We start from the raw sequence: 16,101 nt of genomic DNA, 5'->3' as shown, positions 1-16,101 counted from the left end.
CCTGATAAGGCGAACGTATGAAACAAAAAGTGGTGAGTATTGGTGATATCAACGTAGCGAACGATCTGCCGTTCGTTCTCTTCGGCGGTATGAACGTTCTGGAATCGCGCGATCTGGCGATGCGCATCTGCGAACATTACGTCACCGTGACCGACAAACTCGGTATCCCTTACGTATTCAAAGCCTCCTTTGATAAAGCGAACCGCTCGTCGATTCATTCTTATCGCGGGCCGGGCCTGGAAGAAGGGATGAAAATCTTCCAGGAGCTGAAACAGACCTTTGGCGTGAAAGTCATTACCGACGTTCACGAAGCCTCCCAGGCGCAGCCGGTGGCCGATGTGGTTGACGTGATCCAGCTGCCGGCGTTCCTCGCTCGTCAGACCGATTTGGTCGAAGCGATGGCGAAAACCGGCGCGGTGATCAACGTGAAGAAACCACAGTTTGTCAGCCCAGGCCAGGTTGGCAACATCGTTGACAAATTTATCGAAGGCGGCAATGACAAGGTGATCCTGTGCGATCGCGGCAGCAACTTCGGTTACGACAACCTGGTTGTGGATATGCTCGGCTTCAACGTGATGAAGAAAGCCTCTGGCAACTCGCCGGTGATCTTCGATGTCACCCACGCACTGCAATGCCGTGACCCGTTTGGCGCGGCATCCAGCGGACGTCGCGGCCAGGTGACCGAGCTGGCGCGCGCCGGTATGGCGGTCGGCATCGCCGGTCTGTTTATCGAAGCGCACCCGGATCCAGCCAACGCGAAATGTGACGGCCCGTCCGCGCTGCCGCTGGCGAAACTGGAGCCGTTCCTCAAGCAGATCAAAGCGATTGACGATTTGGTTAAGAGCTTCGATGAGCTGGACACGGAAAACTAATTTTCCGCTGTGATAAAAAAATGCCCTGCAAATTTGCAGGGCATTTTTGTTTTCGCGGTCAGGCGAATATCGTCATCAGATAGGCGGCGAACAGCGCCAGATGCGCGGTGCCGTTAAGGACATTGGTGCGCCCGGTGGAGAACGAAATCTGGCACAGCACCAAAGAGGCCAGCATCACGATCATTTCTGGCGCGCCGAGACCGAAAATCAGATCGTTGCCGGTCAGGATCGCAATCAGCGTCACCGTCGGCACGGTCAGCGAGATGGTCGCCAGTACCGAGCCAAAAAACAAATTCATCGCTCGCTGCACCTGGTTATTCATCACCGCTTTAATCGCGCCCAGCCCTTCCGGGGAGAGGATCAGCAGCGCCACCAGGAAGCCGGTAAACGCCACCGGCGCATTCAGCGTGGTCAACAGCGACTCCAGCGGGCTGGCGTTCATTTTGGTCACGGCAATCACCGCAATCAGGTGCACCACCAGCCAGGCCGCGTGCCATACGTTGCTGTGCGCGGACGGCTTACCGTGGTGCGGGTCATCGCCTTCATCTTCATGCTCATACACAAACAGGCTCTGGTGGGTTTTGGTCTGGATGATCAAAAACACCCCGTACATGGCGGCAGAAATCAACGCCACCAGAATCGACTGGCCGACCGTAAAGTTGGCCTCTGGCAACGCCATCGGGAACACCAGCACAATCACCGCCAGCGGAAACAGGGCAATTAAATACTGCTTAATGCCGAACAGATTGACATGCTGCGTAGCGAATTTACGCCCGCCCAGCAGCAGCGCAAAGCCGACCAGGCCGCCGGTGACGATCATGATGATGGAATAAAGGGTATCGCGCATCAGGGTTGGCGCGGCATCGCCGGTCGCCATGAGCGCGGAGATCAAACTGACTTCAAGAATAACCACTGAAAGGCTGAGGATCAGCGAGCCGTAAGGTTCGCCCAGGCGATGCGCCAGAACATCCGCGTGGCGCACCACGCTAAATGCGCTGCTCAGGATCGCGACAAGCGCCAGCGCATTGATGCCGATAACCACTGGCAGCGACTGGCTGGCCCCCCAAAATGCCAGCACCGCCAGTGCTATCACCGGGAAAATGAGAGAGGACTCCTTATGGCGGGTTTTCACCGCCTCTTGTACTGTTTTTGTCATCTTATAACTCCAGAGAAGCAGGTTTTATCATTATAGTCATTGTGAGAAAGGTCACTAAAATAGCAAAAAACCGCATGGTCACCGGGAATATTTACGAAGTTTTACGGCCTGCGGTAAAATTTTTCCTCAGAAGGGGATAAACCGCTATCTTGTTTAGAATCCATTTAACTAACAATGAATTAATGAGAAGCTTCTGACATTTATCCCATAACCTGGCAAAACCGTACGTCCTGGCCCACACTTTGAAGTTGTCCCTGAAAAGAGAGGTTTGTATGCCGTATAAATCACGTAGCGACTTACCCGAAAACGTCACCAACGTACTGCCAGCCCACGCCCAGGATATCTACAAAGAAGCGTTTAACAGCGCCTGGGATCAGTATAAAGATGCTGACGACCGGCGCGGTGACGCCAGCCGTGAGGAAACCGCGCACCGCGTGGCGTGGGCGGCTGTAAAACATGATTACCAAAAAGGTGACGATGAAAAGTGGCATAAGAAAAAATAAATCCACTGCTAATTAATTGATAACCCTGGGCGTTGCGTCGCCAGCGCCCCACAAAATGTCTTCAAATCTCCGAAATTGTGCCAAATCAATTTTTCAACTCTTGCCAGCGTTGGGTTAATTGCCTATCGTCACAGCATAATTGCTTTCGAAATGAACAGCAGACAGGGCAAGAGGGTGTCAGGGAAGAGTGGCAGTGGTGGAGGTATGAAGTGCTAACACGTGATTTCTTAATGAAAGCGGATTGTAAGACGGCTTTTGGAGCCATTGAGGAATCGTTATTGTGGTCATCTGAGCAGCGCGCGGCATCCCTTGCGGCGACGCTGGCCTGTCGGCCTGACGATGGCCCGGTATGGATTTTCGGTTACGGTTCGCTAATGTGGAACCCGGCGCTGGAGTATGACGAGTCAGCCACCGGCACGCTGCCGGGCTGGCACCGGGCGTTTTGCCTGCGCTTAACCGCAGGCCGCGGCACCGCCTGCCAGCCGGGACGGATGCTGGCGCTGAAAGAGGGCGGTCGCACCACCGGCGTGGCGTATCGCCTGCCGGAAGCGACGCTCGATCAAGAGCTGGAGCTGCTGTGGAAGCGTGAAATGATCACCGGCTGCTATCTGCCCACCTGGTGCAAACTGGCGCTGGACGATGGCCGTACCGTCAACGCGCTGGTGTTTATTATGGACCCGCGCCACTCGCTGTATGAATCCGACACCCGCGCCGCGATCATCGCCCCGCTGATTGCCGCCGCCAGCGGCCCGCTCGGCACAAATGCCCAGTATCTGTTTTCACTGGAGCAGGAACTCGACAAGCTGGGGATGCGCGACCCGACATTAGATGAACTTATTAGTGCGGTTCGCGCGTTGCAGGCACCCCAGTCCGACGCTCACTGGCAACCGGGGTTTGCATAAACTCAGGCGGGAACGTAGCTGATGGAGTGATCCAGCGACTGGCTGTGACTGTCGATCAGCACGTTCCAGGTACCGCTGTAGGGAACGGTAAGATAAGCGTGCTTGCGGTTTTGCACGCTTAAAATATCCGCCGTACTGCTGGCTGCGCCTTTGGCGCTCATCAAATGAATGTGACAAGAATCAGAACAGCGTACCACCACCGTATCCCCGCCAAACAACGTCAGACTCGTTTTTACCATCGCCATCTCTTTACCCTCTGCCATAAAAAAGACTACCCCAGGACGTGACTCTGTTCACAAATCACGCTTATGCATAACACCAAAGAGGGGGGGCGCAGATGCTGACTTTGATCAACGAATTTCATAATCATTAAACTTTAGTTATAAATTCCCTCAAAGCATTCAGCGCTGGCAGGTTTGCGCGTGATAAATCAACAAACGAGGCGGGAAATTCTGGAAACGGGCGGCGCGTTCAGCCCGCTATTTCGCGGCGGGGTGCCGAATCGCGTTAATAGTTTGGAAACTGCCGCAGCGGGGCGCATACGGCAGCAGGCAATCAGAAGGTCAGGACTTTATCTGCCGCCAGCGTCCACTGGGCCAGTTCTACCAGCGTGCCAATCTCCACGCCATCAATCAGCGGCAGCCCGGAAACGCCGCGCCCGTCGGTACAGGTCTTACACAGCTTCACCGGCACGTTCTGCGCGGTGAGGATCTCCAGCATCTGCTGAATATTGTAGCCTTCCGCCGGTTTCTGGCCGCGAATGCCCGCCGTCACCGCATCCGACATCAAAAACAGTTTCAGACTCAGATCGTCCTGCTGCTCACGCAGGGCGATAGCCAGACGCAGGCTGTTAAACAGCGACTCACTGCCGTAAGCCGCCCCGTTAGCGATAATCACGATATTTTGCACGTTGACTCCTTTGCCGTTTGGGCATGGTTATTGCTTTGTTAATTGATGACCAGAGTAAAGCGGTAATGACTTCGGGAGTATGACATGAATCAACAGGCGCCACGCCCACAATCCGCGCTGGAATGGTTTCGCTATACCCGTCGCCAGCAACAGCAGCAGTTACAGCATCTTGCCCGGCTGGGGGAGTTCGCCACATTGATTAGCCAACTGGTGCACGCACTCCAGCGCGAGCGCGGCGCGTCCAACGTCTGGCTGTGCTCCAGGGGCGCGCTGTTTGGCACGCAATTGCAGCACAGCGCCCAGCAAGTGGATGACGCTCTTGCCGCTTTCCAGCGCTGGCTGGCCGAACATCACGCCCTGATGAACGGCAACGCGGCGGCGAAACTGGCCTGCGCATTGTGGTTTCTGGAAGGGTTAAGCGCGTTACGCGAAGAGATCCTCGCTGCGCGTATCACACCGGAGCAGGCCATGGACCGCTTTATCCGCACCGTTCAACCGCTTATGGAGATTATCCCGGAAGCCAACGACACCCTGAGCGATCCGCAGGTGGCCCAGGCGTTGACCGCGCTGTACAGCCTGATGCAGGGCAAAGAGTGGGTCGGGCAGGAACGGGCGGTGGGGGCGATTGGCTTTACCCGCGGCGAGTTCGACGCCGCGCTGCGCCAGATGCTGGTGGACCGTATCGACGCCCAGCAGCACAGCTTTTCCACCTTCCTGTCGCTGGCTGGCCCCTCTAAGGCGGCGACGTTTCGCGAGACTGCTGAGGCGACCCGGGATATCGAACAGATGCGCCGCGAGGCCTGCACCCGCATCCCGGCCAACCCGCACTCGGCGGCGCGCTGGTTTGCACTCCAGACCGAACGTCTGGACGCGCTGCGGCTGATTGAAACCCGGTTAATCGACACGCTTTCCGCCGCCGCGCAACTTTCGTTACAACATACTTTAGATGACTCGCACACCAGCGAAACGGCGCTGGCCGCGTGGGTAGTGCAGCAGAGCAGCGCCAGGGTCGCGCCGGTGGAACGTCATCTGCTGCCGCTGGTGCGCCAGCAGGCGCGCGAGCTGGAAAAACTCAGCCGTGAACTCACTTCGCTTCAGGAAACGCTGGAAGAGCGCAAAACCATTGATAAAGCCAAAAGCCTGCTGATGAGCCATCAGGGCATCAGTGAAGAACTGGCCTGGCAACAGCTTCGCAAGCTCGCCATGAACCAGAACCAGCGGATGGTGGATATCGCCCGTTCTCTGCTGCTCAGCGCCTCGCTGTGGCAGCTAACGCCAAAGCGTTAGCTGCACACCCGCGGGGCAGAGCGTGACAGCTTATGGTGCGCTGGCTCACAAAAAAGCGCTGAAACCCCGGCAAAAGCGGTGCAAATTCCTGGCACAGCAATTGCAAAACCTTAACTGACCACAACACAAAACGCAGAGAAGCCAACGGCGGCTTCCCGGCGATGAGGATAAAGGCGTCCCGCAATGTTCACGCATTGTTGGACGCCTTTTTTATTGGAGCAGCCATGAGCGAAACACAACGAGGGCTTTCCCGCCGCCGCCTGATTCAGGCGGGAGCCACACTGGGCGGCGTATTGATGATACCGGGGCTGGCGAGCAGCGTCTGGGCAGCCGGCTCTGACCAGCCGGAGCGCCAGCAGGTAAACGTCGGGTTTATCCCGCTGACTGACTGCGCGCCGCTGGTGATGGCGTCGGTGAAAGGCTTCGACGCCCGCTATGGCATCAAACTCAACCTCAGCAAAGAGGCGAGTTGGGCGGCGGTGCGCGACAAACTGGTGTACGGCGAGCTGGACGCCGCGCACATCCTTTACGGGATGGTATACGGGCTGGAGCTGGGCATCGCCGGGAAAAAGCAGCCGATGGCGAGCCTGATGACCCTCAACAACAACGGTCAGGCGATCACGCTTTCTACCGATCTACTGGACAAAGGTGTGCGCTCGCTGGGGGATCTGCCGGGTTATCTGCGCCAGTCCGCGCCAGGCAGTTACACCTTCGCCCACACCTTCCCAACCGGCACCCACGCCATGTGGCTCTATTACTGGCTGGCCTCCGAAGGCATCAATCCGTTCACCGATGTGCGCACCGTGGTGGTGCCGCCGCCGCAGATGGTGATGAACATGCGCATCGGCAACATGGTGGGCTTTTGCGTCGGCGAACCCTGGAACGCCAGGGCGATTAACGACCGCATCGGTTTTACCGCCGCCACGACCCAGGATATCTGGCCGGATCATCCGGAAAAAGTGCTCGGCTGCCGTCATGACTGGGTGGAGCAAAACCCGAACACCGCGCGGGCGCTGGTTTCCGCCACGCTCGACGCGGCGCGCTGGATTGACGCCAGCGATGACAACCGCCGGGAAACCGCACAGGTACTGGCAAAACGCGCGTACCTGAATACCAAAGCGCAGTACCTCACGGGCCGGATGCTTGGCGACTACGACAACGGCGCGGGCCGCCGCTGGCAGGACCGCCACGGAATGCAGTTCTTCCGCGATGGCGAGGTCAGCTATCCGTGGCTGTCGGATGGCATCTGGTTCCTGACCCAGTTCCGCCGCTGGGGGTTATTGAAACAGGAGCCGGATTATCTGGCCATCGCCCGGCGCATCAACCGTACCGACATTTACCAGCAAGCCGCCAGCGCCACCGGCGTCAACCTGCCGAAAGACGCCATGCGCAGCAGCCGTCTGCTCGACGGCAAAATCTGGAACGGCGCGGACCCGGCGTCTTACGCCGCCAGCTTCGACATCTCGCATCAGGGGAGCAATGCATGAAACAGCAAATTGTGACGCATAGTGACGTTGTCACGTCAGAAATCATCAGCGCCGAGGTCATCGCACTGCCGCCGGTGCAGGTGCGCAAACGCCATCCGGCCCTGCGCATCGCCGCCAACCATCTGGCGCAGCGTCTGCTGCCGGGGCTGCTGGGTTTAGGGCTGGCGCTGGTGGCCTGGCAACTGGTGTCGATCAACAGCAAAGGCTTTCCCGGCCCGCTCAGTACTCTGGATTCCGCGCTGACCCTGTTCGCCGACCCGTTTTACCGTGAAGGGCCCAACGATCAGGGCATCGGCTGGAACGTGCTGGCATCCTTACAGCGCGTGGCTATTGGCTTTGGGCTGGCGGCGCTGGTGGGCATTCCGCTCGGCTTTTTGACTGGACGCTTCGTATTCTTCGCCCGGATGTTCGGCCCGCTGATTGCGCTACTGCGCCCGGTCAGCCCGCTGGCCTGGCTGCCCATCGGGTTGCTGCTGTTCCAGCGCGCCGAACCGGCATCCAGTTGGACCATTTTCATCTGCTCAATCTGGCCAATGGTAATCAACACCGCCGACGGGGTGCGCCGCATCCCGGACGACTACCTCAACGTAGCGCGGGTGCTGCAACTCTCCGAATGGACGGTGATGCGCCGCATTCTGTTTCCGGCGGTGCTGCCGGCGATGTTAACCGGGGTGCGCCTGTCTATCGGCATCGCCTGGCTGGTGATTGTCGCCGCCGAAATGCTCACCGGCGGCCTGGGCATCGGCTTCTGGATCTGGAATGAGTGGAACAATCTCAACGTCGAAAACATCATCATCGCCATCGTCATTATCGGCGTGGTGGGGCTGATGCTCGAGCAGGCGCTGCTGTGGCTGGCGCGTCGTTTTAGCTGGCAGGAAAAATAAGGAGCGCACCATGAAACCGATTATTCAGGTCCAGAACGTCAGCCAGCGTTTCGCCACCCAGGGCGGTGAGTTCCTGGCGCTGCAAAACGTGAGCTTTGATATCGCCGCCGGGGAAACCGTTGGGCTGATTGGCCATTCCGGCTGCGGCAAATCCACGCTGCTTAACCTGATCGCGGGCATCACGCTGCCCAGCGAAGGCGGGCTGCTGTGCGATAACCGCGAAATCGCCGGGCCGGGTCCGGAGCGCGCGGTGGTGTTCCAGAACCATTCCCTGCTGCCGTGGCTGACCTGCTACCAGAACGTGGCGCTGGCAGTGGACCACATCTTTGCCCGCACCATGAGCCGCGCCGAGCGTAGTGAGTGGATCATGCACAACCTCGAACAGGTACAGATGGGCCACGCACGGGATAAACGCCCCGGGGAGATTTCCGGCGGCATGAAGCAGCGCATCGGCATTGCCCGGGCGCTGGCGATGAAGCCGAAAGTGCTGCTGATGGATGAGCCGTTCGGCGCGCTCGATGCCTTAACCCGCGCCCACCTTCAGGATGCGGTGATGCGCATCCAGCAGGCGTTGAATACCACCATCGTACTGATCACCCACGACGTGGACGAAGCGGTGCTGCTGTGCGACCGGGTGCTGATGATGACCAACGGCCCGGCGGCCACGGTAGGGGAAATCCTTGATGTGACGTTGTCACGACCGCGCAACCGGGTGCAGTTGGCGGACGATCCGCACTACCACCAGTTGCGCCAGCAAATCCTCCATTTCCTGTATGAAAAGCAGCCCAACGCGGCGTGAGGAGCGGGCGATGACGACGCAACTGGTGATTGTCGGTAACGGCATGGCGGCGGTCCGGCTGGTGGAGCAACTGCTGCAACTGGCCCCGGCGCGCTATGCCATCACGCTGATCGGCGACGAGCCGGGCGTGGCGTATAACCGCATTTTGCTGTCTCCGGTGCTCGGCGGCGAGAAAACCGCTGCCGATACCACGCTCCACCCGCTGGCGTGGTATCAGGCCCACGGCGTGACCGTGCTGAGCAATGAAAAGGTGCTGGCGGTGGACGTCGCTAACCGCACCGTTACTACCCCGCGCCAGCAACTGCACTGGGATGAATTAGTTTTCGCCACCGGTTCTGTGCCGTTTATCCCGCCGATTAACGGTCATCAGCAGCCGCACGTCCACGCGTTTCGCACCCAGGGAGATGTGGAGGCTATTTTGCGCCATGACGGCCCGGCGGTCGTGCTCGGCGGCGGGCTACTGGGCGTGGAAGCCGCCGCGGCGCTGGCCCAGCGCGGTATTCCGGTGACGCTGGTGCATCTGGCAGCCCGGCTGATGGAACAACAGTTGGATGAGCAGGCGGCGCGTCTGCTGGCAGAGCGGCTGGAAGCGCGCGGTATTCACTGTGTGCTGGGCCAGACGTTGACCGACATAGGCGCGCAAGGCGTGACGCTGAGCAACGGCGCAACGCTCCGGGCTGCGCGGGTGGTAATTGCCACCGGCGTCAAACCCAATATCTCACTCGCCAGCGCGGCGGGCGTGCCCTGTAACCGGGGAATTCTGGTGGATGGACAACTGCAAACCGCGCTGCCGGGCATCAGCGCTATCGGCGAATGCTGCGAATTTAACGGCGCGCTTTGGGGCTTAGTCGCCCCGTGCCTGGCCCAGGCCGACGTACTGGCCGCCCGATTAGCGGGCCAGCCGCAGGGCGATTTTCACTACCAGCCGCGCGGCACGCGCTTAAAAGTCACCGGTATCGATTTGTTCAGCGCGGGTGACATCAACCCCACGCCCGCATGCCAGACCCTCACCAGTTTCGACCCATTAAGCGGTCACTACCGCCGTGTGCTGGTGCGCGACGGCAAACTCTCGGCGCTGCTGATGATGGGCGATACCCACGCCGCGTCGCGCCTGATGAACCAGTTCCAGCAGCCGGTTGAACCCCACGCCGGGCTGCTTTTTGATATTGACCAACCGCAGCCGCTAGCTGCAGGAAGCGATGAAATGAGCAAAGCGACATTAGTGGTTATTGGCCACGGCATGGTAGGCCACCATTTCCTTGAGCAGTGCGTCAATGCCGGGCTGCATCAGCAGTACCAGATCATCGTGTTTGGCGAGGAGCGCCACGCTGCCTATGACCGGGTGCATCTGTCGGAGTATTTCGCCGGACGCAGCGCCGACTCGCTTTCCATGGTTGACGGCGATTTCTTTGCCCGCAGCGGCATTGAGCGACGTACCGGTTGCCGGATTGTCGATATCGACCGCGAACGCCAGGTGGTGCGCGACGCCGAAGGCCGGGAAACCTGCTGGGATCGGCTGGTGTTGGCAACCGGCTCCTGGCCGTTTGTACCGCCCGTGCCGGGCCATCAGCAGCCGGGCTGTTTTGTTTACCGCACCCTGGATGACCTGGATGCCATCCGCGAGCGGGCGAAAACCGCCACGCGCGGCGTGGTGATCGGCGGCGGGCTGTTGGGCCTTGAAGCCGCTAACGCCCTGAAACAGCTTGGGCTGGAGACGCACGTCGTGGAGTTCGCGCCGAACCTGATGGCGGTGCAGCTCGATTCTTCTGGCGCGGCGATGCTACGCCAGAAAATCAGCGCCCTTGGCGTCAGCGTACACACCAGCAAATCCACCAACGCGATCCGCGCCACGGAGACCGGGCTCGCGCTGGAGTTTGCCGATGAACAGAGCCTGGAAACCGATTTAGTGGTGTTTTCCGCAGGTATCCGCCCGCAGGATGCGCTGGCGCGCCAGGCGGGGCTGGCGCTGGGCGAGCGCGGCGGCATTGTGATTGACGACCGCTGCCTGACCAGCGATCCGCGCATCAGCGCTATCGGCGAATGCGCCCTGTGGCAGGGCAAAATTTTTGGCCTGGTCGCACCCGGCTATCAGATGGCGCGGGTGGCGGCGGCGAATCTCAACGGGGAAAATGCGCAGTTCAGCGGCGCGGATATGAGCACCAAACTCAAGCTGCTGGGCGTGGAAGTGGCCTCGTTTGGCGATGCGCATGGCGCGACGCCCGGTGCGCAGAGCTATCAGTGGACCAACGGCCCGGCACAGACCTATAAAAAAATCGTGGTCAGCGCGGATAACAAACGCCTGCTGGGCGGCGTACTGGTAGGCGACAGCAGCGACTACGCCACGTTATTGCAAATGATGCTTAACGACATGGCGCTGCCCGCTCAGCCGGAAACCCTGATCCTGCCCGCCAGTTCCCCCAGCGCCGTGAAAGGGCTGGGCGTGGCGGCGTTGCCCGACAGCGCGCAAATCTGCTCGTGCCATAACGTCAGCAAAGCCCAGATTTGCCAGGCGGTGAGCGACGGCGCAACCCACCTCGACGCACTGAAAACTTGCACCAAAGCCGCTACCGGCTGCGGCGGCTGTAGCGCGCTGGTCAAACAGGTGCTGGATTATCAGCTTGAACAGCAGGGCGTGGAGGTCAAAAAAGATATCTGCGAGCACTTCGCGTACTCGCGCCAGGAGATTTATCACCTGGTGCGTGTCAACCATATCCGCAGCTTTAACCAGTTGATTAGCCGCTACGGGCGCGGCCACGGCTGTGAAATCTGCAAGCCTTTGGTGGGTTCGGTACTGGCATCGTGCTGGAACGAGTATCTGCTCAAGCCCGGTCATTTACCGTTGCAGGACACCAATGACCGCTATTTCGCCAACATCCAGAAAGACGGCACCTACTCGATTGTGCCGCGCATGCCCGCCGGGGAAGTCACGCCGGACGGGCTGATCGCCATTGGCGAGATCGCCAAACGCTACAACCTTTACAGCAAAGTCACCGGCGGGCAGCGTATCGATCTGTTTGGCGCGCGGCTGGAACAGTTACCACCGATCTGGCGCGAGCTGGTGGCCGCCGGGTTTGAGACCGGCCACGCCTACGGGAAATCGCTGCGCACCGTGAAATCCTGCGTCGGCTCGACCTGGTGCCGCTACGGCGTGCAGGATTCCACCGGGCTGGCGGTGGAGCTGGAGCATCGCTACAAGGGGCTGCGCGCGCCGCACAAAATCAAAATGGCGGTGTCCGGCTGTACCCGGGAATGCGCCGAAGCCCAGGGTAAAGACGTGGGCGTGATCGCGACCGAAAAGGGCTGGAACCTGTACGTGTGTGGTAACGGCGGCATGAAACCGCGCCACGCCGATCTGTTCGCCAGCGATCTGGATACCGCCACGCTGCTGCGTACCGTGGATCGCTTCCTGATGTTCTATATCCGCACCGCCGACCGGCTCCAGCGCACCAGCACCTGGATGGATAACCTGGAGGGCGGGCTGGCCTATCTTCAGGCGGTGATTTTGCACGACAGCCTCGGCATCTGCGACGAGCTGGAGCGTGAAATGGCCCTGGTCATTGAGAGCTACCAGTGCGAATGGCAAACCACGCTCAACAGCCCGGACCGGCTGGCGCTGTTTAAAAGCTTTGTTAACAGCGATACGCCGGATGAAGCGGTGCAGCGCCAGATCCTGCGCGATCAGCCGCAGTTGGTGAGCGTACCGCAGCAGCAGGAGGCCGCATCCTCATCGCGTCTGTGGCAGGAAGTGTGCCGCCTCGATGAGATCCCGGCGGATGCGGGTATTGGCGCGCGGCTGGGCAACATGCAGATCGCGCTGTTCCGCTTTAACGATGCGGTGTATGCCCTGGATAACCGCGAGCCGGACAGTGACGCTAATGTACTGTCGCGCGGTATGCTCGGCGACGTCGCCGGGGAGCCGGTGGTGATTTCCCCGCTCTACAAACAAAAAATTCGCCTGCGCGACGGCTGTTTCCAGGGCAGCAGCCAGCAGGCGGTACGCGCCTGGCCGGTAAAAATCGAGGCCGATAAAGTGTGGGTCAGCAGCCAGGCGCTGATCCTGCGCGCGGAGGCGTCATGAAAACCCATACCACCTGTCCATACTGCGGGGTCGGCTGCGGCGTGGTGGTGACCCAAACCCCGGACGGCAGCGTGAGCGTAGCGGGGGACCCGGATCATCCCGCCAACCTGGGGCGGCTGTGCGTGAAAGGCGCCGCGCTGGGAGAAACCCTGGGATTAGCCGGGCGGCTGCTGGAGCCGGAAGTCGATGGGCAAACCGCTTCATGGGATCACGCGCTGGATGCCGCCGCCGGGCAACTTGCGGAAATCATCCACCAGCATGGCCCGCAGGCGGTGGCGTTTTACGCCTCGGGCCAGTTACTGACCGAGGATTACTACGCCGCCAATAAGCTGATGAAAGGCTTTATCGGCAGCGCCAATATCGATACCAACTCCCGGCTGTGCATGTCCTCGGCGGTGGTGGGCTACAAACGCGCATTCGGCGCGGACGCGGTGCCGGGCAATTATCAGGACATCGAAACCAGCGACCTGGTGGTGCTGGTGGGGGCTAATGCCGCCTGGGCGCATCCGGTGCTGTATCAACGGCTGACGGCGGCAAAAGCGCAGCGGCCAGAGATGAAAGTGGTGGTGATCGACCCGCGAACAACCGCCACCTGCGATATCGCCGACCTGCATCTGGCGCTGAAACCCGGCAGCGACGCCGGATTGTTTAACGGGCTGCTGAACCTGCTGGCGGGGCAGATCCCGCCGGAGAGCTTCGACGGACAACAGCCCGCGCTGGATGCGGCGGCAGCGTGGACGCTGGATCGGTGCGCGGCGTTTTGCGATCTGCCGCGTGAGGACGTGGCGCGGTTTTATGACTGGTTTATCAGCGCCGATCGCGCCGTGACGCTGTACACCATGGGCATCAACCAGTCGTCCAGCGGCAGCGACAAGTGCAACGCGATCATTAACGTCCATCTGGCGAGCGGTAAATACGGGCGTGCAGGCTGCGGACCGTTTTCGCTGACCGGGCAGCCAAATGCCATGGGCGGGCGCGAAGTGGGCGGGCTGGCGAACCAACTGGCCTGCCATATGGGATTTAACCCGCAGGATATCGCCCGGCTGGGGCGTTTCTGGGGCAGCGAGCGCATCGCTGAAACGCCGGGGTTGATGGCGGTGGAGCTGTTTGAGGCGATTTATCGCGGCGAGGTGAAAGCGGTGTGGATCATGGGCACTAACCCGGCGGTGTCATTACCCGACAGCGACCGGGTGCGCGAGGCGCTGCGCCGCTGCCCGCTGGTGATCGTCTCTGAAGTTTCCCGGCAAAGCGATACCGTCGCCTTCGCCGATATCGCTTTCCCGGCCCAGGCGTGGGGGGAGAAAAACGGCACCGTGACCAACTCCGAACGGCGGATTTCGCGCCAGCGGGCGTTTCTGCCCGCGCCGGGCAATACCCGCCCGGACTGGTGGGTCGTCGCCCAGGTGGCGCAGCGCCTCGGGTTTAGCGACGCGTTTAGCTGGCAGCATCCGGCAGCGATCTTCAGCGAACATGCCAGGCTGTCGGGCTTTGAAAACCACGGCTGCCGGGCGTTTGATATCAGCGGCCTGGCGTCGCTGAAGGTGGAACAGTGGGAGGCGTTGCAGCCTGTCCAGTGGCCGGTCACCGCCGACGCGCCACAGGGAACGGCGCGGCTGCTGGCAACCGGGAAGGGCTGGCATCCTTCCGGGCGATTACAGCTGGTTGCCGTTAATCCGCAAAACGCCCAGGCGCACATCACCGCGCACTATCCGTTACTGCTCAACACCGGTCGGATCCGCGACCAGTGGCACACCATGACCCGCACCGGCAGGGTGCCGCGCCTGATGCAGCACCAGCCGCTGCCCTGGGTGCAGATCCATCCCGATGACGCGGCGCAACAGGGTATTAGCGAACAGTCGCTGGTGCGGCTCTCATCGCCGCGCGGCTGGGCGCTGGGTTATGCCTGCATCACGCCCGACCAGCGCCCCGGCGAGCTGTTTATGCCGATGCACTGGAATAATCATTTCGCCAGCCAGAGCCGGGTCAACGCGCTGGTGGCGTCGGTGGTCGATCCCCATTCGGGGCAGCCGGAGAGCAAGCAAACAGCGGTGCGCCTTCAGCGGGTCAACGCGCCGTGGCAGGGATCGTTGTTTAGCCGACACGCGCTGGAGATACCCGGTTCGATCATGTGGTGGCGGCAGGCCGCTGGCTGGAAACTGGCGGCGAGCACCCAGGACGTTAGCTGGCTTGAAAGCCTCGCCGGGCGCGAAGGCTGGCAGTTACAGTACGCCCAGGGTGACACGTTCGTGCATCTGCTGGCCTGGCAGGGATCGGCGTTGCAACTGGCGCTCTATCTTAGCCGCCATGAAACCGTGCTGGATGAGCCAGCCATTGTCGCCAGTTTTGACGCGCCGATGACCGACCCGGCCCAGCGCCATCAGCTACTGGCGGGGGGCGGCGCGCAGCAAACGCCGCGCGGGCGCACGGTATGCAGCTGTATGGGGGTGAGCGAAACCGCGATTTGCGCAGCTATCGCGGCAGGCTGCAACACGCCCGCCGCGCTCGGCAAGCAGTTAGGCTGTGGCACGCAGTGCGGTTCGTGCATCCCGGAATTAAGGACGCTGATAGCCGCCTCACTGACCAAAGCGACCCACTAGCCCGGTGGCCGCCAGGGCATGGCCCTTCAGTGCCGCCAGCAATTCCTCTTTGGTCATGCCCGCGTTGAGATTAGGGTCCATATCGGTGGCAATCAGGGTAAAGGTGTAGTGGTGCGCCCCGGTGCCGGGCGGCGGGCAAGGGCCGTACCAGGTGGGGGTGCCGGGGCTGTTTTTCCCGCCGGTAAAACCCTCTTCTTTGACCAGCGCATTGGCGGCAAAGCCGGTGGTCGAGGACGGGATGTTATAGGCCACCAGATGGGTGACGCCCAGGCCTTTTGCGCCCTCGGGGTCATGCATAATCAGCGCGTAGCTTTTCGTGCCGGTGGGCGCGTGGCTCCACACCAGCGCCGGAGAGGCGTTTTCGCCGGTGCAGTTGGGGTTATCTTTGGCGTTACCGGCGAATTTTTTTTGCAGCATCGCGTTATCGGCGAAATCCGGCGACTGAAGAATAAACAGGCTGTCAGCCTGGGCTACGGGCATCGCTAACCCTGACAGCAAACAGAGTGCTGAAAACAGTGATTTTTTCATCGGGGGATCTCACACGGCCTGGATGCATTAAGCGTAGCGCAGGCCAGGGGAATACGTTTGAGGATAATCTGGAAATGACGCCTGCGGCGACCAAAACCG

At 60.6% G+C, this 16,101-nt stretch carries 13 protein-coding genes; 9 read left to right on the top strand and 4 right to left on the bottom strand.

What is annotated here, in order from left to right; all coding sequences use genetic code 11:
• The first annotated feature begins 17 nt into the window (after positions 1-17).
• Positions 18-872, top strand: a complete 855-nt coding sequence (gene kdsA / locus RT120_RS17640) for a 3-deoxy-8-phosphooctulonate synthase (RefSeq protein ID WP_312984654.1) — start codon at positions 18-20, stop codon at positions 870-872.
• 58 nt (positions 873-930) lie between these two features.
• Here the strand turns inward: kdsA and chaA are convergent, their stop codons facing one another.
• Positions 931-2,028, bottom strand: a complete 1,098-nt coding sequence (gene chaA, locus RT120_RS17635) for a sodium-potassium/proton antiporter ChaA (protein WP_312984652.1) — start codon at positions 2,026-2,028, stop codon at positions 931-933.
• A 272-nt stretch (positions 2,029-2,300) separates the two neighbouring features.
• On the opposite strand from chaA, the gene chaB reads away from it, so the two are divergent.
• Both chaB and RT120_RS17625 read left to right on the top strand, forming a co-directional pair.
• Positions 2,301-2,531, top strand: coding sequence for a putative cation transport regulator ChaB (gene chaB, locus RT120_RS17630; RefSeq protein ID WP_144129267.1), 231 nt, complete (start codon positions 2,301-2,303; stop codon positions 2,529-2,531).
• 209 nt (positions 2,532-2,740) lie between these two features.
• The gene (locus RT120_RS17625; protein ID WP_312984650.1) at positions 2,741-3,433 is read left to right on the top strand and encodes a gamma-glutamylcyclotransferase; all 693 of its coding nucleotides are present in this window, start codon (positions 2,741-2,743) and stop codon (positions 3,431-3,433) included.
• 2 nt (positions 3,434-3,435) lie between these two features.
• On the opposite strand, the gene RT120_RS17620 is transcribed toward RT120_RS17625, so the two are convergent.
• Together RT120_RS17620 and RT120_RS17615 are read right to left on the bottom strand one after the other, a co-directional pair.
• Positions 3,436-3,678, bottom strand: a complete 243-nt coding sequence (locus tag RT120_RS17620; protein ID WP_312984730.1) for a hypothetical protein — start codon at positions 3,676-3,678, stop codon at positions 3,436-3,438.
• 310 nt (positions 3,679-3,988) lie between these two features.
• Positions 3,989-4,342, bottom strand: coding sequence for a DsrE/DsrF/TusD sulfur relay family protein (locus tag RT120_RS17615; RefSeq protein WP_312984648.1), 354 nt, complete (start codon positions 4,340-4,342; stop codon positions 3,989-3,991).
• A gap of 84 nt (positions 4,343-4,426) precedes the next feature.
• Between RT120_RS17615 and RT120_RS17610 the strand changes: the two genes are divergently transcribed.
• From RT120_RS17610 to RT120_RS17585, 6 genes are all read left to right on the top strand, one after another.
• On the top strand, positions 4,427-5,629 hold the full coding sequence (locus tag RT120_RS17610; protein WP_312984646.1) for a nitrate- and nitrite sensing domain-containing protein: 1,203 nt from the start codon (positions 4,427-4,429) through the stop codon (positions 5,627-5,629).
• Between the two features lie 224 nt (positions 5,630-5,853).
• Positions 5,854-7,116 (top strand): CmpA/NrtA family ABC transporter substrate-binding protein, encoded by a 1,263-nt coding sequence (locus RT120_RS17605; protein ID WP_312984644.1) that lies wholly within the window; start codon positions 5,854-5,856, stop codon positions 7,114-7,116.
• On the top strand, positions 7,113-8,000 hold the full coding sequence (ntrB, locus tag RT120_RS17600) for a nitrate ABC transporter permease (protein ID WP_312984642.1): 888 nt from the start codon (positions 7,113-7,115) through the stop codon (positions 7,998-8,000). Before RT120_RS17605 ends, ntrB begins: the two co-directional genes overlap by 4 nt.
• A 10-nt stretch (positions 8,001-8,010) precedes the next feature.
• Complete coding sequence (locus tag RT120_RS17595) at positions 8,011-8,799, top strand: ABC transporter ATP-binding protein (protein WP_312984640.1); 789 nt, start codon at positions 8,011-8,013, stop codon at positions 8,797-8,799.
• Positions 8,800-8,809: 10 nt separating this feature from the next.
• On the top strand, positions 8,810-12,877 hold the full coding sequence (nirB, locus tag RT120_RS17590; RefSeq protein WP_312984638.1) for a nitrite reductase large subunit NirB: 4,068 nt from the start codon (positions 8,810-8,812) through the stop codon (positions 12,875-12,877).
• Positions 12,874-15,474 carry a nitrate reductase gene (locus RT120_RS17585; protein ID WP_312984636.1) on the top strand — a complete coding sequence of 867 codons (2,601 nt, stop codon included), beginning with the start codon at positions 12,874-12,876 and terminating at the stop codon, positions 15,472-15,474. The genes nirB and RT120_RS17585 overlap by 4 nt, the downstream gene beginning before the upstream one ends.
• Here RT120_RS17585 and RT120_RS17580 read toward each other — a convergent pair.
• Entirely contained in the window at positions 15,451-16,002 is a 552-nt protein-coding gene (locus RT120_RS17580; RefSeq protein ID WP_312984634.1) for a YbhB/YbcL family Raf kinase inhibitor-like protein, read from the bottom strand. The two genes, RT120_RS17585 and RT120_RS17580, sit on opposite strands and share 24 nt — an antisense overlap.
• Positions 16,003-16,101: the final 99 nt, after the last annotated feature.

This window comes from Atlantibacter sp. (assembly GCF_032062175.1).
GTDB lineage: Bacteria > Pseudomonadota > Gammaproteobacteria > Enterobacterales > Enterobacteriaceae > Atlantibacter.
Note: the sequence above shows the minus strand (reverse complement) of the source record. Positions and strands in the feature narration are given on the sequence as shown.